The 24,698-nt window shown below is 52.4% G+C and carries 22 protein-coding genes and 2 tRNA genes; 3 read left to right on the forward strand and 21 right to left on the reverse strand.

All coding sequences use genetic code 11. The features are described from left to right. Window positions 1-37: 37 nt before the first annotated feature. The 11 genes from nlpI to secG all read right to left on the reverse strand — a co-directional run bounded on the left by nlpI (window position 38) and on the right by secG (window position 10,772). Window positions 38-922, reverse strand: a complete 885-nt coding sequence (gene nlpI / locus EHV07_RS20525) for a lipoprotein NlpI (protein ID WP_147199984.1) — start codon at window positions 920-922, stop codon at window positions 38-40. Window positions 923-1,046: 124 nt separating this feature from the next. Beyond that, window positions 1,047-3,176 (reverse strand): polyribonucleotide nucleotidyltransferase, encoded by a 2,130-nt coding sequence (gene pnp / locus EHV07_RS20530; RefSeq protein WP_147199985.1) that lies wholly within the window; start codon window positions 3,174-3,176, stop codon window positions 1,047-1,049. Window positions 3,177-3,482: 306 nt separating this feature from the next. Then, window positions 3,483-3,752 carry a 30S ribosomal protein S15 gene (gene rpsO / locus EHV07_RS20535; RefSeq protein WP_024966694.1) on the reverse strand — a complete coding sequence of 90 codons (270 nt, stop codon included), beginning with the start codon at window positions 3,750-3,752 and terminating at the stop codon, window positions 3,483-3,485. Window positions 3,753-3,860: 108 nt separating this feature from the next. Then, window positions 3,861-4,805: a tRNA pseudouridine(55) synthase TruB gene (gene truB / locus EHV07_RS20540; protein WP_147199986.1), complete on the reverse strand. Its 945-nt coding sequence runs from the start codon at window positions 4,803-4,805 to the stop codon at window positions 3,861-3,863. Beyond that, window positions 4,805-5,206 (reverse strand): 30S ribosome-binding factor RbfA, encoded by a 402-nt coding sequence (gene rbfA, locus EHV07_RS20545; protein ID WP_147199987.1) that lies wholly within the window; start codon window positions 5,204-5,206, stop codon window positions 4,805-4,807. Before rbfA ends, truB begins: the two co-directional genes overlap by 1 nt. 65 nt (window positions 5,207-5,271) lie before the next feature. Beyond that, complete coding sequence (gene infB, locus EHV07_RS20550) at window positions 5,272-7,962, reverse strand: translation initiation factor IF-2 (RefSeq protein ID WP_147199988.1); 2,691 nt, start codon at window positions 7,960-7,962, stop codon at window positions 5,272-5,274. A gap of 24 nt (window positions 7,963-7,986) precedes the next feature. Then, window positions 7,987-9,474 (reverse strand): transcription termination factor NusA, encoded by a 1,488-nt coding sequence (gene nusA / locus EHV07_RS20555; protein WP_147199989.1) that lies wholly within the window; start codon window positions 9,472-9,474, stop codon window positions 7,987-7,989. Between the two features lie 24 nt (window positions 9,475-9,498). Continuing rightward, on the reverse strand, window positions 9,499-9,951 hold the full coding sequence (gene rimP, locus EHV07_RS20560; protein WP_147199990.1) for a ribosome maturation factor RimP: 453 nt from the start codon (window positions 9,949-9,951) through the stop codon (window positions 9,499-9,501). Window positions 9,952-10,163: 212 nt separating this feature from the next. After that, a tRNA-Met gene (locus EHV07_RS20565) sits at window positions 10,164-10,240 on the reverse strand. A 59-nt stretch (window positions 10,241-10,299) separates the two neighbouring features. Continuing rightward, window positions 10,300-10,386 (reverse strand) — tRNA-Leu (locus EHV07_RS20570). A gap of 56 nt (window positions 10,387-10,442) precedes the next feature. After that, window positions 10,443-10,772 (reverse strand): preprotein translocase subunit SecG, encoded by a 330-nt coding sequence (secG, locus tag EHV07_RS20575; RefSeq protein ID WP_147199991.1) that lies wholly within the window; start codon window positions 10,770-10,772, stop codon window positions 10,443-10,445. A gap of 90 nt (window positions 10,773-10,862) precedes the next feature. On the opposite strand from secG, the gene EHV07_RS24615 reads away from it, so the two are divergent. Beyond that, window positions 10,863-11,006 (forward strand): hypothetical protein, encoded by a 144-nt coding sequence (locus tag EHV07_RS24615; RefSeq protein ID WP_168199655.1) that lies wholly within the window; start codon window positions 10,863-10,865, stop codon window positions 11,004-11,006. 28 nt (window positions 11,007-11,034) lie between these two features. Here the strand turns inward: EHV07_RS24615 and glmM are convergent, their stop codons facing one another. From glmM to rlmE, 4 genes are all read right to left on the reverse strand, one after another. Further along, a complete protein-coding gene (glmM, locus tag EHV07_RS20580; protein ID WP_147199992.1) occupies window positions 11,035-12,369 on the reverse strand; it encodes a phosphoglucosamine mutase in 1,335 nt (444 codons plus the stop codon). 4 nt (window positions 12,370-12,373) lie between these two features. Next, window positions 12,374-13,207, reverse strand: a complete 834-nt coding sequence (gene folP / locus EHV07_RS20585) for a dihydropteroate synthase (RefSeq protein ID WP_147199993.1) — start codon at window positions 13,205-13,207, stop codon at window positions 12,374-12,376. 109 nt (window positions 13,208-13,316) lie between these two features. After that, window positions 13,317-15,224, reverse strand: a complete 1,908-nt coding sequence (gene ftsH, locus EHV07_RS20590) for an ATP-dependent zinc metalloprotease FtsH (protein WP_147199994.1) — start codon at window positions 15,222-15,224, stop codon at window positions 13,317-13,319. A gap of 55 nt (window positions 15,225-15,279) precedes the next feature. After that, window positions 15,280-15,909 carry a 23S rRNA (uridine(2552)-2'-O)-methyltransferase RlmE gene (gene rlmE, locus EHV07_RS20595; RefSeq protein WP_147199995.1) on the reverse strand — a complete coding sequence of 210 codons (630 nt, stop codon included), beginning with the start codon at window positions 15,907-15,909 and terminating at the stop codon, window positions 15,280-15,282. Between the two features lie 127 nt (window positions 15,910-16,036). On the opposite strand from rlmE, the gene yhbY reads away from it, so the two are divergent. Then, window positions 16,037-16,330 carry a ribosome assembly RNA-binding protein YhbY gene (gene yhbY, locus EHV07_RS20600; protein ID WP_125287107.1) on the forward strand — a complete coding sequence of 98 codons (294 nt, stop codon included), beginning with the start codon at window positions 16,037-16,039 and terminating at the stop codon, window positions 16,328-16,330. Window positions 16,331-16,450: 120 nt separating this feature from the next. On the opposite strand, the gene greA is transcribed toward yhbY, so the two are convergent. Next, a complete protein-coding gene (gene greA, locus EHV07_RS20605) occupies window positions 16,451-16,927 on the reverse strand; it encodes a transcription elongation factor GreA (protein WP_147199996.1) in 477 nt (158 codons plus the stop codon). Between the two features lie 246 nt (window positions 16,928-17,173). On the opposite strand from greA, the gene dacB reads away from it, so the two are divergent. Continuing rightward, window positions 17,174-18,607, forward strand: coding sequence for a serine-type D-Ala-D-Ala carboxypeptidase (gene dacB / locus EHV07_RS20610; RefSeq protein ID WP_147200688.1), 1,434 nt, complete (start codon window positions 17,174-17,176; stop codon window positions 18,605-18,607). A 105-nt stretch (window positions 18,608-18,712) separates the two neighbouring features. Here dacB and EHV07_RS20615 read toward each other — a convergent pair whose 3' ends face one another. From EHV07_RS20615 to rplU, 5 genes are all read right to left on the reverse strand, one after another. Next, complete coding sequence (locus EHV07_RS20615) at window positions 18,713-20,935, reverse strand: TonB-dependent siderophore receptor (protein ID WP_147200689.1); 2,223 nt, start codon at window positions 20,933-20,935, stop codon at window positions 18,713-18,715. 379 nt (window positions 20,936-21,314) lie between these two features. Then, window positions 21,315-22,283: a Fe2+-enterobactin ABC transporter substrate-binding protein gene (gene fepB / locus EHV07_RS20620; RefSeq protein ID WP_147199997.1), complete on the reverse strand. Its 969-nt coding sequence runs from the start codon at window positions 22,281-22,283 to the stop codon at window positions 21,315-21,317. Window positions 22,284-22,462: 179 nt separating this feature from the next. Next, window positions 22,463-23,641, reverse strand: coding sequence for an Obg family GTPase CgtA (cgtA, locus tag EHV07_RS20625; RefSeq protein ID WP_147199998.1), 1,179 nt, complete (start codon window positions 23,639-23,641; stop codon window positions 22,463-22,465). Window positions 23,642-23,969: 328 nt separating this feature from the next. Next, window positions 23,970-24,227 (reverse strand): 50S ribosomal protein L27, encoded by a 258-nt coding sequence (rpmA, locus tag EHV07_RS20630; protein ID WP_013204035.1) that lies wholly within the window; start codon window positions 24,225-24,227, stop codon window positions 23,970-23,972. A 15-nt stretch (window positions 24,228-24,242) separates the two neighbouring features. After that, window positions 24,243-24,554: a 50S ribosomal protein L21 gene (rplU, locus tag EHV07_RS20635; protein WP_125287102.1), complete on the reverse strand. Its 312-nt coding sequence runs from the start codon at window positions 24,552-24,554 to the stop codon at window positions 24,243-24,245. Between the last annotated feature and the right edge of the window lie 144 nt (window positions 24,555-24,698).

The raw sequence follows: 24,698 nt of genomic DNA on the forward strand, positions 1-24,698 counted from the left end.
TGACCTTTCTAAAATCAGGGCAATAAAAGTTCGTCAGCTATTGCTGGTCAGATTCTGATAAATCGTCTTGTGTCTGGCCGAGTAGCGCCAGCTCCAACAATGCATATCGATGCTCAACAAAGTTGTGTACGTTGTTGGCGACCGTCAGCTTGAACAACGCTTCTGCGCTGTCCTTCTCCCCCAGACTTAGGTAGTGCTTACCTAAATAGAAGTTGGTTTCACTGAGATGTTCAGCGAGCGAGGTGTTATCCGTTGCGTCCGCCTTAAGACTCTCCATCAGCTTGCTTTCGCTGAGGTGTCCCAGGTAGAACTCGACAATATTCCATCCCCATTGATCCCTGACCGCTTTATCGTACCGCTGTTGTAGCGCTACTTTTGCCTGGTCGGCGTTCATCTCGCGTTCATCGAGATAGAGCCACAGGCTACGGAAAGGATCGTTAGGATCGTCTTGATAAAACGCCAGCAGATCATCTTGCGCTAATTTAAACCTTCCGCCGTAATACAGGGCGATACCGCGGTTTAAATGCGCGTAATTGTAAGTTGGATCAAGCTCAAGTACAGAATCAAACGCTTCATAGGCAGCATCAAAATTGCCTGCCTGCGTTAAATATATGCCTAAGTAATTGAATACTTCGGGCATATCGGGTCTGACAGATAGCGCCTGTGAAAAATCATTCCGCGCCAGTGCTCTCAAACCAAGACTATCATACAACACTCCGCGCTCATATAACAGCTGTGCGCGTTCATCATCGGTCAGGGCCCGGCTGGCAAGAATTTGTTCCATACGTGCCAGGATAACTTCCTGTTGCAACGTCGGCTGTAGCGGAACAGCCAGAACCTCGTTCTTACGCCAATCCGAGTTGCTGCATCCTGCCAGCGTTAAAGCTGTCGCAACGAAACACCAGCGCAAAAAAGGCTTCATTTCCACTCCCAAATACAAACAATGGGATGACTCTCCTTTCATCCGCCTGCCGTGCACAAGGTGTCGTCCTGCCCTCGCGATGATACAGCTCTCCCTGCATCAGCAGAGAGAGCTTGTGGTATTCTTATTCTGCTTCTGGCGCTGGCGCTGGAGCTGCCTCAGCCGTTTCCGGCTCGGCGGCTTCTTTGATGCTCAGGCGCACACGGCCCTGGCGATCAACTTCCAGTACCTTAACCGGCACTTCCTGACCCATCTGCAGATAGTCGGTCACTTTCTCTACGCGCTTATCAGCGATTTGAGAAATGTGAACCAGACCTTCTTTACCGCCACCGATGGCAACGAAAGCACCGAAATCAACGATACGGGTAACTTTACCGTTGTAGATACGGCCAACTTCGATTTCAGCGGTAATCTCTTCGATACGACGGATAGCGAATTTCGCTTTGTCACCGTCGGTCGCTGCGATTTTCACGGTGCCATCATCTTCGATTTCGATGGTGGTGCCGGTTTCTTCAGTCAGCGCACGAATAACAGAGCCGCCTTTACCGATCACATCTTTGATCTTGTCCGGGCTGATCTTGATGGTATGGATGCGTGGCGCAAACTGAGAGATGTCGCCGCGAGGGGTGCTGATAGCCTGTTCCATCACGCCCAGAATGTGCAGACGCGCACCCTTAGCCTGGTTCAGAGCCACCTGCATGATTTCGCGGGTGATACCTTCAATTTTGATGTCCATCTGCAACGCGGTGATACCTTCACGGCTACCGGCCACTTTAAAGTCCATATCGCCCAGGTGATCTTCATCGCCCAGGATATCAGACAGAACAACAAAGTTTTCTTCGTCTTTTACCAGACCCATCGCGATACCAGCAACGGCCGCTTTGATTGGTACGCCAGCATCCATCAGTGCCAGAGAGGCACCACAGACAGAAGCCATAGAAGAAGAACCGTTAGACTCGGTGATTTCAGAAACCACACGCACGGTGTACGGGAACGCATCGCCTTTAGGCATTACGGCCAGCACGCCACGCTTCGCCAGACGACCGTGACCAATTTCACGACGCTTAGGCGAACCGACCATCCCGGTCTCACCGACGCAGTATGGAGGGAAGTTATAGTGGAACAGGAAGCTGTCGGTACGTTCGCCCATCAGCTCATCCAGGTTCTGTGCATCACGTGCCGTACCCAGCGTAGCCGTGACCAGCGCCTGAGTTTCACCACGGGTGAACAGGGCTGAACCGTGAGTACGTGGCAGTACGCCAGTGCGCACGTCCAGACCACGGATCATATCTTTTTCACGGCCATCGATACGCGGCTCGCCACGCAGGATGCGGCTACGAACCACATTTTTTTCCAGCGTATGCAGGATGTCGCTGATTTCAGCAGCGTCCAGGCTTTCGTCTTCTGCCAGCAGCGCGGCGGTTGCTTCAGATTTGATCACATCAACCTGAGCATAACGTTCCTGTTTTTCAGTGATGCGGTAAGCATCGCTCAGGCGAGATTCAGCCAGTGCGGCGATACGAGCGTGTAACGCTTCGTTGACAGCTTCTGGCTGCCAGTCCCAGCGTGGTTTACCCGCTTCGGCAACCAGCGCATTGATCTGGTCGATCACAATCTGCTGCTGCTCGTGGCCAAATACCACGGCGCCCAGCATCTGATCTTCGCTCAGCAGTTCTGCTTCTGACTCAACCATCAGCACCGCGCCCTGAGTACCCGCAACAACCAGATCCAGCTTACTTTCTTTCAGCTCGTCGGTGGTTGGGTTCAGCACGTACTGATCGTTCAGATAACCAACGCGCGCAGCGCCGATTGGACCATTGAACGGCAGGCCTGACAGGCTCAGTGCAGCAGAAGCACCAATCATCGCAACGATATCCGGGTTCACCTGTGGGTTAACGGAAACCACGGTGGCAATCACCTGGACTTCGTTAACAAAACCTTCAGGGAACAGTGGACGGACCGGACGGTCAATCAGACGCGAGATCAGCGTTTCGCCTTCGCTTGGACGGCCTTCACGACGGAAGAAGCTGCCTGGGATACGACCAGCAGCGTAAGTACGCTCCTGATAGTTAACGGTCAGTGGGAAAAAGCCCTGACCTGGTTTCGCTTTTTTCTGGCCTACAACGGTAACGAACACGGCGGTGTCGTCCATGCTTACCATTACGGCTGCCGTTGCCTGGCGAGCCATCATACCGGTTTCAAGCGTGACGGTATGCTGACCATACTGGAATTTTTTTACGATCGGATTCAGCAAAATTATATCCTTAACTTCTCGGCAGGGCACTGACCCGGCCGGGGTGGACTTTAAATCTTCATCTGCATCCTCGCGACTAATGACAACCCTTAATCCCGCCCGGGACAAAGCCTCTCATTAGCCGCGCGAATCTCTGCAACTGAAGATCACACTCAGCAACAATACAATAGTTTGACCTGGATTGCTGCGGCTGGCCTGAAAAAAGGGGCCATAAAGGCCCCTTTTTAGCGAAACTCGCACAAATCTGCCTTTTCACCATTTTACCTGCCAGCTTGCGCCTCAGGAAACGATAGCAGATTCTTTGACTTAGCGACGCAGACCCAGACGCTCGATCAGGCTGGTGTAACGTGCAACGTCTTTACGCTTCAGGTAATCCAGCAGCTTACGACGCTGGGAAACCATACGCAGCAGACCGCGACGGCTGTGGTGGTCTTTTTTGTGCTCAGAGAAGTGACCCTGCAGATGGTTAATCTGTGCGGTCAGCAGAGCAACCTGAACTTCGGTAGAACCACTGTCGTTAGCATCACGGCCGTAATCAGCAACGATCTGCGCTTTAGTTTCAACACTTAGAGACATATTACAACTCCAAATTTTAAGATAAATGTACAGGCGCCGATCTCTAATTCAGCAACCCAGTGTAAAGCCGCGCCATTCTACTCTTAAGAAGGGGGCTTTCGCAAATGGCTAGTCGGAATATTCTACAACCAATCGCCGTGGTGCCACGCGACCGTCTTCAGCAATCTCCGCCATGCCGATAAACTTGCTTTCCGCTCCTTCAGTTACGCGAACCAGACCTTCAGCGGGCGCACCTGAAGCCTGTACGGGCATCCCCTGCTTAAAGTAGGCCGATACCGTTTCCGGCAGGTTCACGACAGGGTAAGCGGCTGCCGGACTGTCCATTGGCATCAGTAACGCATCAAGCAGTTCAGCTGGCGCGCGTTCGCTGCGATAAGCTTCTTCACTCAATGCATTGAGCTGCTCAAGGGTGACCATGCTGGCTATCGGGTACGTAGCAACCTGTAAACGGCGCAGGAAAGTAACGTGCGCGCCGCAGCCCAGCAGCTCGCCTAAATCATCCGTAATGGTACGAATGTAGGTGCCTTTCGAGCAGTGAATTTCAAGCTCAAGCTCATTGCCTTCCCAGCGAATGAACTTAAGTTCATAAACCACAATGCTGCGCGCTTCACGTGGAACGTCAATCCCTTCACGGGCGTATTCATAAAGCTTACGCCCCTGGTACTTAAGTGCCGAATACATCGACGGCACCTGCTGGGTTTCGCCACGGAAACTGTCGAGTGCGACTTCAAGCTGTTCCTGCGTGAAGCTGACCGGACGCTCGCTAATAATCTGACCATCCGCATCGGACGTATCAGTGCGCTGGCCCAGACGAGCAATGACGCGATAACGCTTATCGGAATCCAGTAAATACTGCGAGAACTTGGTCGCTTCACCCAGACAGATCGGCAGCATACCGGTAGCCAGCGGGTCAAGGGCGCCGGTATGACCCGCGCGATTGGCGTTGAACAGCCTTTTTACCTTTTGCAGCGCATCGTTGGAAGAGAGGCCACCCGGCTTATCCAGCAACAGTACGCCGTGGATATCGCGTCCGCGACGACGAGGACGACTCATCAGTCCTCCTTGTCTTCTTCCGCGGGGCCACGACGTTCTTCATCGTTTTTCACCACGTTAGTGACAAGGTTAGACATCCGCATCCCTTCAACCAACGAGTTGTCGTAGAAGAAGGTTAGCTCAGGCACGATGCGCAGGCGCATCGCTTTGCCCAGCAGCGAGCGGATATAGCCGGAAGCATCGCCCAGCGCACGCAGGCCAGCTTTGATAGCCGCTTCGTCTTTATCATTTAAAAAGGTGACGAACACTTTGGCATAGGCCAGATCGCGCGACAGGTCTACGCCTGACACGGTAACCATCATGCCCAGACGTGGATCTTTGATCTCACGCTGTAAAATAATTGCGATCTCTTTCTGCAATTCCTGGGAGACGCGCTGTGGGCGACCAAATTCTTTCGCCATAATTATTCTCTCCAAATAAATACGGGAGGCGCAAAGGCCTCCCGAACAGGTTGATCAGGCAACCATTAAGCGATAGTACGCTGGATCTCGATAATTTCGAATACTTCGATCATATCGCCAACGCGTACATCGTTGTAGTTCTTCACGCCGATACCACATTCCATGCCGTTACGAACTTCGTTAACGTCATCTTTGAAGCGGCGCAGGGATTCCAGCTCGCCTTCGTAGATAACCACGTTGTCACGCAGAACGCGGATTGGGTTGTGACGTTTGATATTACCTTCAGTCACCATACAGCCTGCAACTGCGCCAAACTTAGGTGATTTGAACACGTCACGAACTTCAGCCAGGCCGGTGATCTGGTGCTTGTACTCAGGCGCCAGCATACCGCTCATTGCCTGCTTCACTTCGTCAATCAGATTATAGATGACGGAGTAATAACGCAGATCCAGGCTTTCTGAATCAATCACGCGACGGGCAGAAGCATCGGCACGAACGTTGAAGCCAACCAGAATCGCGTTGGAAGCCGCAGCCAGCGTAGCGTCGGTTTCGGTGATACCACCTACCCCAGAACCTACGATCTTCACTTTCACTTCGTCGGTAGAGAGCTTCAGCAGGGAGTCGGAGATCGCTTCGACAGAACCCTGTACGTCGGCTTTCAGCACGATGTTCAGTTCAGATACTTCGCCTTCGGTCATGTTGGCAAACATGTTTTCCAGCTTAGATTTCTGCTGACGAGCCAGCTTAACTTCACGGAATTTGCCCTGACGGTACAGCGCAACTTCACGGGCTTTCTTCTCGTCACGAACGACTGTCGCTTCATCACCGGCAGCAGGCACGCCTGACAGACCGAGGATTTCCACAGGAATAGAAGGACCCGCGGTCATCACTTCACGACCCAGTTCGTCACGCATTGCACGAACACGGCCGTATTCGAAGCCACACAGTACGATGTCGCCCTTGTTCAGGGTACCTTCACGTACCAGCACGGTAGCAACCGGACCACGACCTTTATCCAGGAAGGATTCGATAACCACACCGCTCGCCATACCCTGACGAACCGCAGTCAGTTCCAGAACTTCAGCCTGCAGCAGAATTGCATTCAGCAGGTCGTCGATACCGGTACCCGCTTTAGCGGAAACGTTAACGAACATGTTCTCGCCGCCCCACTCTTCCGGAATAATACCGTACTGGGTGAGTTCGTTTTTAACGCGGTCTGGATCGGCTTCTGGCTTATCGCACTTGTTCACAGCAACCACAACCGGCACTTTCGCCGCTTTAGCATGCTGGATAGCTTCGATAGTCTGTGGCATCACGCCATCGTCAGCCGCCACAACCAGGATAACGATATCCGTTGCCTGAGCACCACGCGCACGCATTGCGGTAAACGCGGCGTGACCAGGGGTATCCAGGAAGGTGACCATACCGTTGTCAGTTTCAACGTGGTATGCACCGATATGCTGGGTAATGCCGCCCGCTTCGCCAGAGGCGACTTTGGTGGAGCGAATGTAGTCCAGCAGGGACGTTTTACCGTGGTCAACGTGGCCCATGATGGTAACAACTGGCGCACGTGATTCCATTGCTGCATCGGTATCACGGTCGCTCATTACCGCTTCTTCCAGCTCATTTTCGCGGCGCAGCGTCACTTTGTGACCCATTTCTTCCGCGACCATCTGAGCCGTTTCCTGATCGATAACCTGGTTGATGGTCGCCATAGCGCCCATCTTGATCATGGCTTTAATGACCTGGGAACCTTTCACTGCCATTTTGTTAGCCAGTTCCGCTACGGTGATGGTCTCACCGATAATCACGTCACGGTTAACAGCCTGAGCTGGCTTGTTGAAGCCCTGCTGCAGAGTGCTTGGCTTGCGCTTGCCACCTTTGCCGCCACGGAATTGCGCACGCGCTTCTTCACGGTCGGTTTTCGCTTCAGAATGCTTGTTGCCTTTCTTACGCTGAGGAGCCTTTGCAGGACGAGCAGCACGAGTGCGACGGTCGCCTTCAACCTGCGCATCGTTCTCGTCTTCAGCCGCACGGGCATGAGTGGAGGTGGTCACGTGGTAGTCAGAAGTGTCTTCAACTTCTTTCTCGGCTTCTGCCCACTCGGAACCTTTTTCTTCCGCCATTTTGCGTGCTTCTTCCGCTACGCGCTTCGCTTCTTCTTCGATCTTGCGACGCGCTTCTTCTTCGGCTTTACGCTTCAGTTCTGCGGCTTCCGCTTCGCGGCGGGCTTTATCGGACGTCTGGGTCCGGCTTACTTCGTCGGTATGTTGATTGCTCACTTTATCTTTTTCCGCTGCTTCACGTTTGGCTTTCTCAGCTGCCTCACGTTTGGCCTGCTCCTCGGCTTCACGCTTCGCTTTTGCTTGGGCTTCGCGCTGAGCTGCTTCTTCAGCCTCGCGACGAGCCAGTTCTTCCGCTTCACGCTGTGCCTGCTCTTCTGCTTCAGCCTGTTCAGCTTCAGCAGGATCGCCTTTTACATAGGTGCGCTTTTTGCGGACTTCGATTTGCACCGCTTTACTCTTACCACCGGTGCCGGGCACATTCAGGGTACTGCGCGTTTTGCGCTGTAAAGTCAGTTTACCAGAACCGCCATTTTGTTGACGATTCAGATGGGTCAGGAGCGTCTCTTTTTCCTGCTGCGTCACAGAGTCTGTTTCAGACTTGCGGATCCCTGCATCAGCAAATTGCTGTACCAGGCGTTCTACCGGGGTCTGTATCTCTGCGGCCAGCGATTTTACGGTTACATCTGTCATGCTGTTCCTTCCTGCTACAGTTTATTACGCGTCGTCGCCGAACCAGCAGATATTACGTGCAGCCATAATCAGCTCACCGGCCTTTTCATCGTTCAGGCCTTCAATATCTGACAGATCGTCAACACCCTGCTCGGCAAGATCTTCCAGCGTACAAACGCCGATCTGAGCCAGCTTGAATGCCAGTTCACGATCCAGACCTTCCAGGCTCAGCAAGTCTTCTGCCGGCTGATTGCCGCCCTGACTCTCAGCTTTTTCCAGAGCAAGGGTGGTTAACGCATTTTTCGCACGATCGCGCAGCGCTTCTACTGTCTCTTCATCCAGACCGTCAATTTCCAGCAGCTCGTTGATCGGCACGTAAGCCAGTTCTTCCAGTGAAGAGAAGCCCTCTTCAACCAGCATGGTGGCAAACTCTTCGTCAATGTCGAGATGTTTGGTAAAGACGCCGATGGCAGCGTGGGCTTCAGCCTGATGCTTCGCCTGCAGATCGTCGACCGTCATTACGTTCAGCTCCCAACCACTCAGCTGGGCAGCCAGACGCACGTTTTGGCCATTACGGCCGATCGCCTGAGCCAGATTTCCGGCTTCAACAGCGATATCCATGGTGTGATTATCTTCATCCACCACGATAGAAGCGACATCCGCTGGGGCCATGGCATTGATGACGAACTGCGCAGGATTGTCATCCCACAGCACGATATCAATACGCTCGCCACCCAGCTCGCTGGATACCGCCTGAACACGCGCACCGCGCATACCAACGCAAGCACCAACCGGGTCGATACGCTTGTCGTTAGTCTTCACTGCGATTTTAGCTCGTGAGCCTGGATCGCGCGCAGCGGCTTTAATTTCAATCACTTCTTCGCCGATTTCCGGTACTTCGATGCGGAACAGTTCAATCAGCATCTCCGGTTTGGAGCGGCTAACGAACAGCTGAGCACCGCGTGCTTCCGGACGTACTGCATACAGTACACCACGAATACGGTCGCCTGGACGGAAGTTTTCGCGCGGCAGCATGTCTTCACGAATGATAACAGCTTCCGCATTGTTGCCCAGATCCAGTGAGATGTTGTCGCGGTTTACTTTTTTAACCACGCCGGTGATGATCTCACCTTCCTGCTCACGGAACTGATCAACAACCATGGCACGTTCAGCTTCGCGCACTTTCTGCACGATAACCTGCTTCGCCGTCTGAGTCGTGATACGGTCGAAGGTGACTGACTCGATTTGGTCTTCAACGTACTCGCCCAGATTCAACGCTTCATCTTCAAAACGCGCGGCATCCAGGGTGATTTCGCGCGTAGGCATTGTTACTTCATCAACAATAACCCAGCGGCGGAACGTATCAAAATCGCCGCTGCGGCGGTCGATGCTGACGCGGACGTCGATTTCCTGCTCATATTTTTTCTTGGTAGCCGTTGCCAGAGCGCTCTCCAGCGCCTCAAAAATCTTCTCGCGTGGGAGGGATTTCTCGTTAGATACGGCCTCGACTACAGCTAAGATTTCTTTGTTCATCCTGGTATGCCTCAATCCGGACTTTTAAAAGTGGGGAACCAGGTTCGCCTTCTGGATGTTACTCAGTGCGAACACTTCATCGTTACCCTCAACGGCAACAGTAATCATCTCACCTTCTACGGATTTGATGATGCCCTGCCATTTGCGGCGGTTCTGTACGGCCATACGCAGCACCAGGCTCACTTCTTCGCCGATAAATTGCGTGTAATGCTTTGCAGTGAAGAGTGGGCGCTCAAGGCCTGGTGAGGAAACTTCTAGGTTATAGGCGACGGTAATTGGATCTTCAACATCGAATACAGCGCTGACCTGGTGGCTGACATCAGCACAATCGTCAACATTGATGCCATTTTCACTATCAATATAGATGCGCAACGTGGATGTGCGACCGCGTACAAACTCGATACCAACCAGTTCGTAGCCTAGCGCTTCTACCGGTGCTGAAATCAGCTCTGTTAATTTTTGCTCTAATGTGGACAAGCCCACCCCCAAGACATAAAAAAAGGGCTTAATAGCCCAGTATGCTGTTTCCTGATAACAAAAAACCCCGAAAAATCGGGGCTTTATGCGACTGGACCCTGTACGCCATAAAATGGCGGTTCGGCACAATCCAAAAGAATTTTTTTCAAAATTCGCTGATAATGCGCCGTTCGATGCATACAGTATATTTGAAAAAGAACTCTAAGGGAAAGTGGTTGCGGGGGCCGGATTTGAACCGACGACCTTCGGGTTATGAGCCCGACGAGCTACCAGGCTGCTCCACCCCGCGTCCGAAAACGTGGCAAATACTACGCCGATCTTGCATAAAATGCAAGCAAAACTGAGATTTGGTACCGAGGACGGGACTTGAACCCGTAAGCCCATGCGGGCACTACCACCTCAAGGTAGCGTGTCTACCAATTCCACCACCACGGCACTAAAGATTGCGACTTTTTGTTTTCTGTCGCGTCGAAACCCAACTACGTTACTGCTTACTGTGGGATATCGCTACCCGGCGTAGCCGGTTTAGCTGGCTGGCTCTGCTGCTGTGCAGGCTGAGTCAGATTTTCCCACTCGCTTCCTTTCTGAGTCTTGTTGCTGTTGAGGTTACCCAGAATCAAGCTGATGATAAAGAACAGAGTCGCCAGCACTGCAGTCATACGGGTCATAAAGTTGCCTGAACCGTTAGAACCAAACAGTGTTGCTGAAGAACCTGCACCAAACGACGCGCCCATATCAGCGCCTTTACCTTGCTGAAGCATAATCAAACCTACAAGGCCGATTGCCACAATAAGGAAAACTACTAAAAGAGCTTCGTACATAATCAACCTGTTTCCTTGCGCGTTAACCGCACATCAAAAGCTTCAAAACCAGTCAGCAGATAGCGTCACCACTACCCATCAGAAGCGGGTGTGAATACTAACCAAAGCCGCTCGTCAGCGCAAGGGCAATTTACAGCGACGCGATCGATTGCAGAAAAAAACCGCAACGCCGCAAATAAAGGTGAAAAAACCACCAAAAATCACCCAGGTACAACACTTTTTCTGACGGGCTGAATAAGTTCAGCCCGTCACTATTTTGTCTTTAAACCGCCTTTACAGCATCAGCGATCCGGTGCGCCAGCGCAGTGACCAGCGCCTCATCTTCACCTTCTACCATTACGCGAATTAGCGGTTCCGTCCCTGATTTACGCAACAGCACGCGTCCGCGGCCGTGCAGTTCTTTTTCCACTTGTGCCGTTACGGCTTTCACCTGTGCATTTTCCAGCGGATCGGTTTCGCCACTGAAGCGAACGTTTACCAGAATCTGTGGTAGCAGCTTCATCCCGCTACAGAGATCGTGGAGGCTCATGTGATTCCTTACCATCGCAGTAAGTACCTGCAAACCTGCTACGATACCGTCACCGGTGGTTGTCTTATCCAGCAGGATCACATGCCCGGAGTTTTCCGCGCCAAGACGCCAGCCTTTTTCCTGGAGCTTTTCCAACACATAGCGGTCGCCCACTTTTGCGCGTGCAAACGGAATACCTAACTGTTTCAGCGCCAGCTCCAGACCCATATTGCTCATCAGCGTGCCGACTACGCCGCCGCGTAACTGTCCCTGACGCAGGCCTTCACGAGCGATGATGTAGAGGATCTGGTCGCCATCTACTTTGTGGCCCAGATGATCCACCATCATGATGCGGTCACCGTCACCGTCGTATGCCAGACCGATATCTGCCTTTTCTGCCAGTACGCGAGCCTGGAGCTGACGAACGTCGGTTGCGCCGCATTCTTTGTTGATGTTCATACCATCAGGATTAACGCCAAGCGTAATCACCGTAGCGCCCAGTTCACGCAGGACATTAGGTGCGATGTGATAAGTGGCACCGTTAGCGCAGTCGACCACAATCTTCAGCCCGTTGAGGCTCAGTTCGCTGGGGAACGTCCCTTTGCAAAATTCGATGTAACGTCCGGCGGCATCCACAATGCGGCTGGCGCGTCCCAGCTCGGCGGATTCAACACAGGTAATAGGTTTCTCCATTTCCGCTTCGATGGCTTCTTCTACATCATCGGGCAGCTTTGTCCCTTCGATGGAGAAAAACTTAATGCCATTATCATCAAATGGATTGTGAGAGGCAGAAATAACGATGCCGGCCTCAGCACGGAAGGTACGGGTGAGATAAGCAATGGCTGGCGTTGGCATCGGTCCGGTAAACGCCGCAGAAAGTCCGGCAGCGGCCAAACCCGCTTCCAATGCGGACTCCAGCATGTAGCCGGAAATACGCGTATCTTTACCGATAATAATTTTTTTGGAGCCGTTGCGCGCCAAAACTTTGCCCGCCGCCCAGCCCAGCTTCAGGACGAAATCGGGAGTGATCGGGGTTTCGCCAACTTTGCCCCGGATGCCATCGGTACCAAAATACTTACGGTTGCTCATTCTACTATTCCTTTGCTGACAGGGTTGCTTCGACGACGCGCATCGCCTCTACAGTTTCTTTAACATCATGGACGCGTAAAATATGTGCGCCCTGCATTGCAGCAATCACGGCACAAGCCAGGCTTCCGGTAAGACGTTGAGACGGTCCAACATTCAGCAACTGCCCAATCATGCTTTTTCGCGACATCCCTACCAATAGTGGCAGCCCGAAATGATGAAAATCAGCCAGGTGCGCCAGCAATTGATAATTGTGGGAGAGATTCTTACCGAAACCGAACCCTGGGTCGAGCAGCAACCGATCTTTTTTAATACCGGCAGCTTCACAGCGCGCTATCTGCTCAACAAAAAAAGTATCTACGTCCTGGAGCAAATTTTTATACCCGGGTGCCTGCTGCATCGTGCGAGGTTCACCCTGCATATGCATTATACAGACCGGCAAACCGGTTGCAGCCGCCGCTTCCAGCGCGCCAGGTTCCTGAAGTGAACGAATATCGTTGATAATATGCGCACCGGCCTTTGCCGCTTCACGGATCACTTCCGGCTTGGAAGTATCCACAGAAATCCACACCTCGAAACGCTGTGCAATCGCCTCGACAACGGGGATCACCCGGTCCAGCTCTTCTTCAACGCTCACTTCATCGGCGCCTGGCCGGGTCGATTCCCCACCAATGTCGATAATGGTCGCACCCGCGTTAATCATTTCATTCGCATGGGTTAGCGCCTGCACCAGACTGTTATGCCTGCCGCCATCTGAAAAGGAATCCGGCGTCATGTTCAGTATCCCCATCACATGAGGATGTGATAAATCGAGCACGGAATCTCTGGCGTAAAGTTTCATGATGGCGCTTCTCCCTGGAAGTGTGCGGATCGGTCTGGCCGATGTACTCATAAAAAAAACCCCGGTCATCGCCGGGGTTTGCTTGTGACTCAGGACTGCTGTCCCGTCATTACATGGTGTTGCCAGGATTTGGCGTACGCGGTTCATCAACCGGACGTGGCGCCTTTGGCGTACCGTTGTCAGAACTGTTGCTGGCCGGATCTTCCCAACCTGCTGGCGGACGCACTTCACGGCGAGCCATCAGGTCATCGATCTGAGGAGCATCAATGGTTTCATACTTCATCAGCGCGTCTTTCATCGCGTGAAGGATGTCCATGTTCTCATTCAGAATACGGCGTGCGCGTTGGTAGTTACCTTCAACCAGAGATTTTACTTCCTGGTCAATGATGCGCGCGGTCTCATCGGACATATGCTTCGCTTTCGCTACTGAACGGCCAAGGAACACTTCGCCCTCTTCTTCCGCATAGAGTAGCGGGCCCAGCTTCTCAGAAAAGCCCCATTGCGTAACCATGTTACGAGCAATAGAAGTAGCAACTTTGATGTCGTTAGACGCACCAGTCGAAACGCGTTCCACACCGTAGATGATTTCTTCTGCCAGACGGCCACCGTAAAGCGTTGAGATCTGACTTTCCAGCTTCTGACGGCTGGCGCTGATTGCATCGCCTTCCGGCAGGAAGAAGGTCACGCCTAATGCGCGGCCGCGTGGAATAATCGTCACTTTATGCACCGGATCGTGTTCAGGCACCAGACGACCAATAATCGCGTGGCCAGCTTCGTGATACGCGGTAGATTCTTTCTGCGCTTCCGTCATCACCATGGAGCGACGTTCCGCACCCATCATGATTTTGTCTTTCGCTTTTTCGAATTCAACCATAGAAACGACACGGCGATTACCACGTGCGGCAAACAGCGCTGCTTCATTCACAAGGTTAGCCAGATCGGCACCTGAGAAGCCTGGCGTACCACGTGCGATAACTAACGCATCGATATCGGTAGCCAGCGGCACACGGCGCATATGGACTTTCAGAATCTGCTCGCGGCCACGTACGTCCGGCAGACCGACCACAACCTGACGGTCAAAGCGGCCCGGACGAAGCAGTGCCGGGTCTAGCACGTCAGGACGGTTAGTAGCGGCAATGACGATGATACCTTCGTTGCCTTCAAAACCGTCCATCTCAACCAGCATCTGGTTCAGCGTTTGTTCACGTTCATCGTGACCACCGCCGAGACCCGCGCCACGCTGGCGACCGACCGCATCAATTTCATCGATGAAGATAATGCAAGGTGCCGCTTTCTTTGCCTGTTCGAACATGTCACGAACACGGGAAGCACCCACACCGACAAACATTTCAACGAAGTCAGAACCGGAGATGGTAAAGAAAGGCACTTTGGCTTCGCCAGCGATAGCTTTCGCCAGCAGCGTTTTACCGGTACCCGGAGGACCGACCATCAGTACGCCTTTCGGAATTTTACCGCCGAGTTTCTGGAAGCGGCTTGGTTCGCGCAGGTATTCCACCAGCTCGCCGACTTCTTCTTTCGCTTCGTCACAGCCTGCGACGTCAGCAAAAGTCGTTTTAATCTGATCTTCTGTCAGCATGCGGGCTTTGCTTTTGCCGAAGGACATCGCGCCCTTGCCGCCGCCGCCCTGCATCTGGCGCATAAAGAAGATCCAGACGCCAATCAGCAACAGCATTGGGAACCATGAGATGAAGATTGAGGCCAACAGGCTCGGTTCTTCAGGCGGTTCGCCAACCACTTTTACATTTTTAGTCAACAGGTTATCGAGCAACTTAGGATCGTTGACGGGGATGTAGGTTGTGTATTTGTTACTGTCTTTTTTGACAACGTTGATTTCACGCCCGTTAATACGTGCCTCGCGGACCTGATCCTGGTTCACTTCCGACAGGAAGGTTGAGTAATCAACCCTACGGCCATTTGACTCGCTGGGCCCAAAGCTCTGGAAGACAGACATCAGCACGACTGCGATGACTAGCCAGAGAATCAGGTTTTTCGCCATGTCACTCAAGGGATTAACCTCTTATTACAACTGTGTTAACAGACAGCGTAGGGTACTATAGTTTGCGCCCTGTCGCTACAATGTACACTTCACGCGAACGAGAGCGCGAAGCGTCCGGCTTACGAATTTTCACTTTCGTAAACAGGGAGCGAATTTCCCGGAGGTAATCTTCAAAGCCATCTCCCTGAAACACTTTCACTAAAAAACTGCCGCCAGGTGCCAGCACATCACGACACATATCAAGCGCAAGTTCAACGAGATACATTGATCTTGGGATATCCACAGCAGGCGTACCGGTCATGTTGGGTGCCATATCTGACATCACAACCTGCACCTTCGCATCGCCAACGCGTTCCAGCAAGGCTTTCAGCACCAGTTCATCACGAAAGTCGCCCTGAAGGAAATCGACACCGACAATAGGATCCATCGGCAGGAGATCACAGGCGATGACGCGACCTTTGGAACCAATTTGTGTCACCACATACTGAGACCAGCCACCGGGTGCTGCGCCAAGGTCGACAACCGTCATCCCTGGCTTAAACAGCTTGTCACCTTGCTGTATTTCATCAAGTTTAAACCAGGCGCGCGAGCGCAGCCCCTTTTTCTGTGCCTGAAGCACATATTTATCGCTAAAGTGTTCCTGTAGCCAGCGGCTGGAACTGGCCGAACGCTTTTTACCAGTCATACAATTTCCAACTATGATTCAACGTATGCGATAAATAAACCGCGCAAATCAGCATGCCGATTTGGTGATACACCAGAGATGGCGGTAGAATGACCCGTTTTCAATCCCAATGTAAGTAAAAAATACGATGAATCTGAGTACCAAACAAAAACAGCACCTGAAAGGACTGGCCCATCCGCTGAAGCCTGTCGTCATGTTAGGCAACAACGGTCTGACCGAAGGGGTGCTGGCCGAGATCGAACAAGCACTGGAGCACCACGAGCTCATCAAGGTGAAAATCGCTACGGAAGACCGCGAGACAAAAACCCTGGTAGTTGAAGCTATCGTGCGCGAAACCAAAGCTGCTAACGTGCAGGTTATCGGCAAGACGCTGGTGCTGTACCGTCCAACGAAGGAACGTAAAATCGCGCTTCCACGTTAAGTTCTGGCGCGATTTGAAACTTAGTCGGGAGAAAATGACATGCTCCCGATGTCAGTAAAAGGCCGCGGTGCGGCCTTTTCCTTTCTTTACACTATGTCTGAAAAAACCCGACCGGGGAAATCAGATATATTCAATCTTAAGAATTTCGTACTCAACATCGCCGCCTGGCGTTTTGATGATGGTCACATCATCCACTTCTTTACCAATCAGGCCACGCGCCATCGGTGAGTTAACAGAAATCAGATTTTGCTTAAAGTCAGCTTCGTCATCGCCGACAATGCGATAGGTTGACTCTTCATCAGTGTCCACGTTCAGCACGCTAACGGTAGAACCGAAAATGACGCGCCCGTTGGCATTCATTTTCGTGACATCGATCACCTGGGCATTTGACAGCTTGGCTTCAATTTCCTGGATACGACCTTCACAGAAGCCCTGCTCTTCGCGGGCGGCATGGTACTCTGCATTTTCTTTCAAGTCGCCGTGCTCGCGTGCATCAGCAATTGAGGCAATAATTCTGGGGCGTTTAACGGTTTTCAGCTCTTCGAGCTCTTCGCGCAGTCTCTCCGCGCCCCTCAACGTCATCGGAATCTGATTCATCTCAACACCTCGTTAACTGATCCTGTGCAAAATTGTGTCATCCTGACAGGTTAATGCAGAAAAAGCGTTCTGCGGCGCTTACCACTGAATTACAAACGAAAGAAACCAAGCCCGGGGGATATCCAGGGCCTGGATGATTCGCATTTTGATACGTATTTTAACCCAGAGTTCTCTATGGGTCATCGTTTACTTTCCACCTTAATGCACCGTAGTATGGCAACATCACCTGCCAGTAAACGCGAGATTATGCGATTTTCACGAATTGTTACCGGCTTAGCCTGCGCATTTATGCTGAATGCCCATGCGGCCACGGTCGAAGACTATACTCAGTACCTGCCCGATGGCGCAAACCTGGCGCTGATTGTGCAAAAAGTTGGCGCCAGTTCGCCCTCGATTGACTATCACAGCAAGCAGATGGCGTTGCCTGCCAGTACCATGAAAGTGATTACCGCGCTGGCTGCACTGTTACAGCTGGGCCCGGATTACCGTTTTCACACCCAACTGGAAAGCAAAGGTTCGATTAGCGGCGGCACGCTACGCGGCGATCTGGTGGCGAGGTTCGGCGGCGATCCGACCTTTACCCGGCAGGATCTCCGTAACTTAGTGACCGCTCTGAAAAAACAAGGCGTGCAGCATATTCAGGGCAATGTCGTCATTGATACGTCGGTCTTCGCCAGCCATGATAAAGCGCCGGGCTGGCCGTGGAATGATATGACCCAGTGTTTTAGCGCCCCACCTGCTGCTGCGATTGTTGATCGTAACTGTTTTTCAGTTTCCCTCTACAGTGCGCAAACGCCCGGCGATAACGCTTTTATCCGCGTTGCCTCTTATTATCCGGTCAATATGTTCAGCCAGGTTCGCACGCTGGCGAGAGGATCGGCAGATGCACAATATTGTGAACTGGACGTGGTGCCCGGCGAGCTTAACCGCTTTACGTTAACCGGCTGCATGACCCAGCGTTCAGAACCGTTGCCGCTGGCCTTTGCGATTCAGGATGGCGCCAGCTATGCCGGAGCGCTGTTAAAAGCGGAATTGCAGGAAGCGGGCATTGATTATACCGGTCATCTGGTGCGTCAGACTCAGGCAACCCAGCCTGCAACGGTATTAGCCGAAACGCAATCAGTCCCTCTGCACGATCTGCTTAAAATTATGTTGAAGAAGTCTGACAACATGATTGCCGATACCGTATTCCGTACTATTGGCCACGAGCGTTTCGGCGTACCGGGTACATGGCGTGCGGGTTCTGATGCCGTCCGTCAGATCCTGCGGCAGAAAGCCAATATCGATCTCGGCAACAGCATTCAGGTTGATGGCTCCGGCCTGTCGCGTCACGATCTGATTTCGCCGGCGACCATGATGCAGGTGCTGCAATATATTGCGCAGAACGATCAGCAACTGAATTATATCTCGATGCTGCCGCTGGCGGGCTATGACGGAACACTACGTTACCGTGGTGGCCTGCATGAAGCGGGTGTGGATGGCAAGGTATCGGCTAAAACGGGTTCATTGCAGGGTGTTTATAACCTCGCAGGCTTTATGACCACCGCCAGTGGTCAGCGGGTTGCCTTTGTGCAGTATCTTTCAGGCTATGCCGTTCCGCCTCAGGATCAGAAACAGCGTCGTATTCCGCTGGTGCGCTTTGAAAGCCGCCTCTATAAGGATGTTTATCAGAACAACTGACGAGCAACGTACACTACTTGTGAAACCAGCGAAGCCCGATATCGGGCTTCGCTGTTGTTCGGGGATACTGCCCGTGAAGGATTGTATCCCGCAAGTACTACTGACTTAAAAATGCGTATTCAGACTCATATAATAAGTACGGCCTGATTCATTGTAGGTATTCGCCCCTGCCCCATACATATACGCATTGGTGGTAGAGTTACCTGTGGTTTGCGCATTGCCTTCGCGGAAATGACGCTTATCGAACAGGTTTTCGATACCCACAGTCACGCTGGCGTATTTATTCACGTCATACGTTCCGCTCAGACCCAGAATCGAATAAGGGCTGACCGTTGACTTCTCGGTGCCGCTAACCGATTCACCTTTGTAGTTATACTTCTTCGGCGTTTGACGGCCATACCAGGTGAAGGTGGTCTGCAACGACAGATCCTGTGTTGCCTGCCAGGCCAGCGTCGAGTTCAGCGTATACTGCGGGATAACCGACAGGCGATCGCCGGTGGTTTTGTTTTTGCTTTGCAGCATGTAGGTCAGGTTATTGTTCCAGGTAATGGCTTCCGTCACCGGGAAGTTAACCGTGCCTTCCAGCCCTTCGACTACCGCTTTTGGCACGTTTTCCCATTGGTAGATGTCCGCAGCGCCGGTAGTCGATGTTCCGGTTGGTACATAGCCCGATTCGATTTTGTTGCGGTAATCATTACGGAACCACGTCAGGCCTGCCTGATAGCCTTCATGCTTATACTCAATGCCCACTTCTTTGTTGATGCTGGTTTCGGCTTTCAGATCGTCGTTGCCCATCAGATAGCAGGCACCGGCGCTGTCAGCGCATCCCTGACCACGACTGTAAAGCACGTAGTTTGGGTTGGTTTGATACAGGCTTGGCGCTTTATAGGCGCGTGCGATACCCAGTTTCAGCGTGAAGTCGTCAGCCAGCGTCTGGGAAAGATTAAGTGATGGGCTCCAGTTATTGCCAACAATACTGTGATGATCAAAACGCAGACCGGGTGTCAGTATGGTACTGTCGGTCAGTTCCATATTGTCTTCGGCAAACAGGGAGAAGATTTCTGCCGAGGAGTAAGGGCTGCGATTGGTGCTGCTTATACCATCAATCCCACCGCCGGACAGAGCCTGCGTATTGGAGGCGCCATCTTTCATCTTCTGCTGATTCCACTCGGTTCCCAGCGTCAGGGTCTGATTAACCAGCAATTCAATCGGAATACTCACTTCGCTGTGCAGCAGGACATCGTTCAGCTCGATCGTCGAAAAGCCGCTGTCGGAGAAGATCCCTTCGGTGCCGCCCGCCAGCCCTTCATTCATGCGTGAGTTGCGCGTGTTTTCGTACTGCGCATAGCTGCGGGTACTGACGCCGTTATCCCATGCGCCGGTCCAGGTAACCGCATAATCCTGACGATAGAGTCGGTTGGTCTCATCGCCGTATTTGCTCTGCACCAGCGCGCTGGTGTTGGTATTTTGCGTATCACCCGCATAAAGGTTGCCCTGACGACTGTAGCCCGCACTGAATTCCAGATTCTGGTTGCGGGCAAATTCCCAGCGCAGCTTGCCATGAATATCTTTGTTTTCTACCCCTTCGCGACCGGCAGGCACGGTATCGGCGTAGCTGCCGGTTCTCAGCGACTGATGTCCCTGATTGATAAACTGCGCATCGGCCTGAGTTTTGCTGAGGTTGCCGTACAGCGTGAAGCTGACATCATCACCCAGCGGCCCGGTAAGCGAGAAGTTGGAACGCTTTGTGGAACCTTCTGACTTATGCTCAGGCATGTTCAGGTAGGTATCCCAGGAGCCATGCCACTCATTGCTGGTTTGCTTAGTAATGATGTTCACCACGCCGCCTGCCGCACCGTTGCCATAGCGCGCCGCCGCGGGTCCGCGAATGACTTCAATATGATCGACCATTTCTGGCGGCACCCAGTTGGTATCACCACGGGTATCGCGTTCGCCACGCCATCCAAGGCGTACCGAGTTACGGCTGGCGACTGGCATGCCGTCGATCAGGATCAGCGTATTTTCTGGCCCCATACCGCGAATGTCGATTTGACGGTTGTTGCCGCGTTGTCCACTGGTGGAGTTGCCGGTCAGGTTTACGCCTGGCATAGTACGAATGATTTCGGAAAGGTCACGTGACGGAGGTCGTTTTTTGATTTCATCGGCAGTGATGGTTGAAACACCCGGCGCCTGAAGATTTTGCTGAGCCGCCGTTACCACCATCGTCCCGCCTTCAGCGTCTACCTGTTCAGGAGAAACGGTGCTCTGAGTCGACGTTGAAACACCCTTTTCCGTGCTGTTTTCCGGTGCGGTTTCCGTGGCTGCCATCGCCGTTGTGACTATTCCCAGTTCCAGCAGGATAGCTAATGATAAACGTGATAATTTGTTCAAAATTCATATTCCCTGAGATCGCCTCACCAACGTTATCTGAGGCAAATTTGGATAACCAGACGGCATTAGGATCCGCCCCGCCAGCGTCCAGCAATAGAGATGGATAACCAGGCGGCAATACACTATTGCAAACACAAACAATTATCAATTCGATTATTCATCGCATTCTCATTTAACTTCTTGTGTTATTGCGTAAACGATAAGAAAAATGGGCTGTTCAGGGCCAGCAATGAAAAGAGTAAATTTGTGAGCGGGTTCGCTTTAAAAGACGCAGAGGGAACAGACCAGCCTCACCGACATGAGGCTGGTCAGGCAGTTACTGTTTAGCAAATAGCTGTTCAAGCCGCGTCAGCAGGTTGCTGGCGCTATAATAATCAAGCCGGAAGGACTCATCCCCTAACGCATAAACCTGCTTATTTTTTACCGCCGGTGTTGCGGCAAGCAATGGCTCAGCCAGCAATGCAGCCTTACCCTCTTCCCCGGTAGCAAACATCATTACGGTGTTGCCCGTCAGTCCCGTCACCAGATTCTCTCCGCTTAGCGGAACGATATCTTTCCGTTTCATTCGCTGACTGGCTTTGATGCTTACCGCGGGAAGCTGTGCCAGGGTGAAGCCTAAGGATTCCAGCAATTTTCCCTGAGCAGACTCAGTGGTCCACAGATTCACTAACCGGCTATGGGCATTGAACACCAGCGCTGAAACCGGTTGTGGCGGCAGCACCAGCTTTGCTTTCACTTCTTTTTCGCGCTGAGCATACGTCTGGATCGACTTTTCAGCCTGTGCTTCATGGCCGGTTGCCTGCGCAAGAATACGTTCTACCTGTTGCCAGCTTTTATCATCGTAATTGACGACCAGCGTTGGAGCCATCGCCGAAAGACGCTCGTATATTGGCAGCGCAGAATCATTGCCTGTGGCGCTAACGATGATCAAATCGGGGTTTTCCGCCGCAATCGCTTCAAGATTGGGTTCACCCGTATATAAACGTTTAACGCCTTTTTCCGTCGCCGTCTTGCCCCACTGACGGAAAAAACCCTGCTGGTCTGTAATCTTATGTCCCGGCATGGCTGCACCACTGGCAACGACCGGTGCCCCGATGGCAAGCAGCGAGCCCGTCAGCGTCACGCTGGTAGAGACAATGCGTTCAGGCTGATGGTTAATCACCAGCTCGCCATCCCGGTTAGGAATATGACGCGGCCAGCCTTGCTCGGCCTGAGCCTGAGTGAAGGGCACGACGGAAAAAGCAGAGAGTAACAGCGGAACGACTAGTCTGGCGAAACGTATCATTGAGTCAGCTCTATTCAGCGAAACGAAGCAGCATACTGCCCCGATAAACATCCGGAACCGAAGATGATAATGATTATCTTTGCTATTAGAAAGGGGATTTGCCGTGCGTCGGGGAAATGTGAACCATCTTCCAGCGTGACGTAAAAGAAAAGGGACACAAATTTGTGTCCCTTACTGGCTTAGCGCTGATAGATAATTTCGACGCCTTCGTCGTCTTCATCATCCCAGTCTTCATCCCAGTCATCATCTTCTTCAACCGCCACTTCGGCTTCTTCGAGCTGCTGGCGGTGGTAATCATCCCACATGAATTCCACTTTCTCTGGCTGCTTCTCTTCCACTTCCGCTTCTTTAGGATTGGCGTTAATGAAGGACATCACATCCCAGCACAGCGGGGTCACGCCGACGCGATTGGCGGCAGAGATCAGGTAATATTTCTCCGTCCAGCCCAGCGCATCAGCGATAGCTTTCGCGCGGGATTCCGCCTCTTCCTGATCCAGCAGGTCGACTTTGTTGAAAACCAGCCAGCGTGGCTTGTTGAAAAGCTTTTCGCTATATTTTTCCAGCTCAGCCAAAATGATACGGGCATTTTCAACCGGATCGGATTCATCGATTGGGGCCAGATCAATAGTGTGTAACAGAACGCGACAGCGCTCGAGGTGCTTCAGGAAGCGAATGCCTAAACCGGCACCGTCAGAAGCGCCTTCAATCAGGCCTGGAATATCGGCGACCACGAAGCTTTGTTCGCTGTCCATACGTACCACGCCCAGGCTTGGTACCAGAGTGGTAAATGGATAATCCGCTACTTTTGGCTTCGCCGCAGAGACTGCACGGATAAAGGTAGATTTACCGGCATTCGGCAGGCCCAACATCCCCACGTCGGCCAGCAGCATCAGCTCAAGCTGCAAGTCGCGCTTCTCACCAGGCGTACCCATGGTTTTTTGACGCGGCGAACGGTTAACGGAAGATTTAAAACGCGTGTTGCCAAGGCCGTGCCAGCCGCCTTTAGCGACCATTTGCACCTGACCATGAGTCATCATGTCGCCCAGGGTTTCACCGGTACCCTGATCGATAATACGCGTTCCTACCGGTACTTTGATGATCACATCTTTCCCGCGCTTACCGGTACAGTCACGGCTCTGGCCGTTCTGGCCACGTTCAGCACGGAAAGATTTTTCAAAACGATAATCGATCAGCGTATTCAGGTTTTCATCAGCCTGCATGTAAACATCGCCGCCGTCACCGCCGTCACCACCGTCCGGACCACCTCTGGGAATATATTTTTCACGACGGAAGCTGACGCAGCCATTGCCGCCATCACCCGCAGCAACGAGGATCGTCGCTTCATCAACAAACTTCATGTTACTTCTCCGTAAATCATTTGCCCGCTGCCGATCAACCTTGCAGTCGGATGATCCGTCGTGGCTCGTGAACGATGGCCTGATGACGGAAACAGGGGTTCTGATGCTGCAAAGGTCTTCGCGATGCAATCAGAAAGAGGATCCGCCTTAAGACATCGTGCAGCTGAATATAAAGTGTACAGCAAAAAACCTGTTTGCTGCGAATCCGCTGGCGGAAACAGCCCCATGCGGATTGAAAAGCAGAATGTAAAAAGCCCCGCAATCATAGCGGGGCTTTTTGATTCGCTGCTAAAAGCGGTATCAGGTACCGCTTTCAGGCACGAAAACCTTACTCAGCAACGATGCTGATGTATTTACGGTTGTTCGGGCCTTTCACTTCGAACTGGACCTTGCCGTTTGCAGTTGCAAACAGGGTGTGGTCACGGCCGCAGCCTACGTTGGTGCCCGCGTGGAATTTGGTGCCACGCTGACGAACGATGATGCTACCTGCCAGTACAGATTCGCCGCCGAAACGCTTAACGCCCAGACGTTTTGCATTGGAATCGCGACCATTTCGAGTGGAGCCGCCAGCCTTTTTGTGTGCCATTTGTCAGATCTCCTCTTATGCGCTGATGCCAGTGATCTTCACGTCAGTGAACCACTGACGGTGACCCTGCTGCTTACGGTAATGCTTACGACGACGGAACTTAACGATCTTGATTTTGTCGCCGCGACCGTGCGCAATGATTTCTGCTTTGATCACGCCACCTGAAACTAAAGGCGCGCCAATAGTCACTTCTTCGCCGTTAGCAATCATCAGAACCTGGTCGAACTCAATAGTTTCGCCGGTTGCGATGTCCAGCTTTTCCAGGCGAACGGTCTGACCTTCGCTTACTCGGTGTTGTTTACCACCACTTTGGAAAACCGCGTACATATAAAACTCCGCTCTCGCGCTTGCCGTCTTGGTTTCAGGCTGCGCTATAAATATTCACAATAGGGCGCGAATTCTACGCAACTTCGCGGGGGAAGACAAGTGCCTGATGGCGGGTATTGCAGAAAAAAAACGCAAAGCACAGGC

The organism is Pantoea sp. CCBC3-3-1, from assembly GCF_007981265.1.
Classification (GTDB): Bacteria; Pseudomonadota; Gammaproteobacteria; order Enterobacterales; family Enterobacteriaceae; genus Erwinia.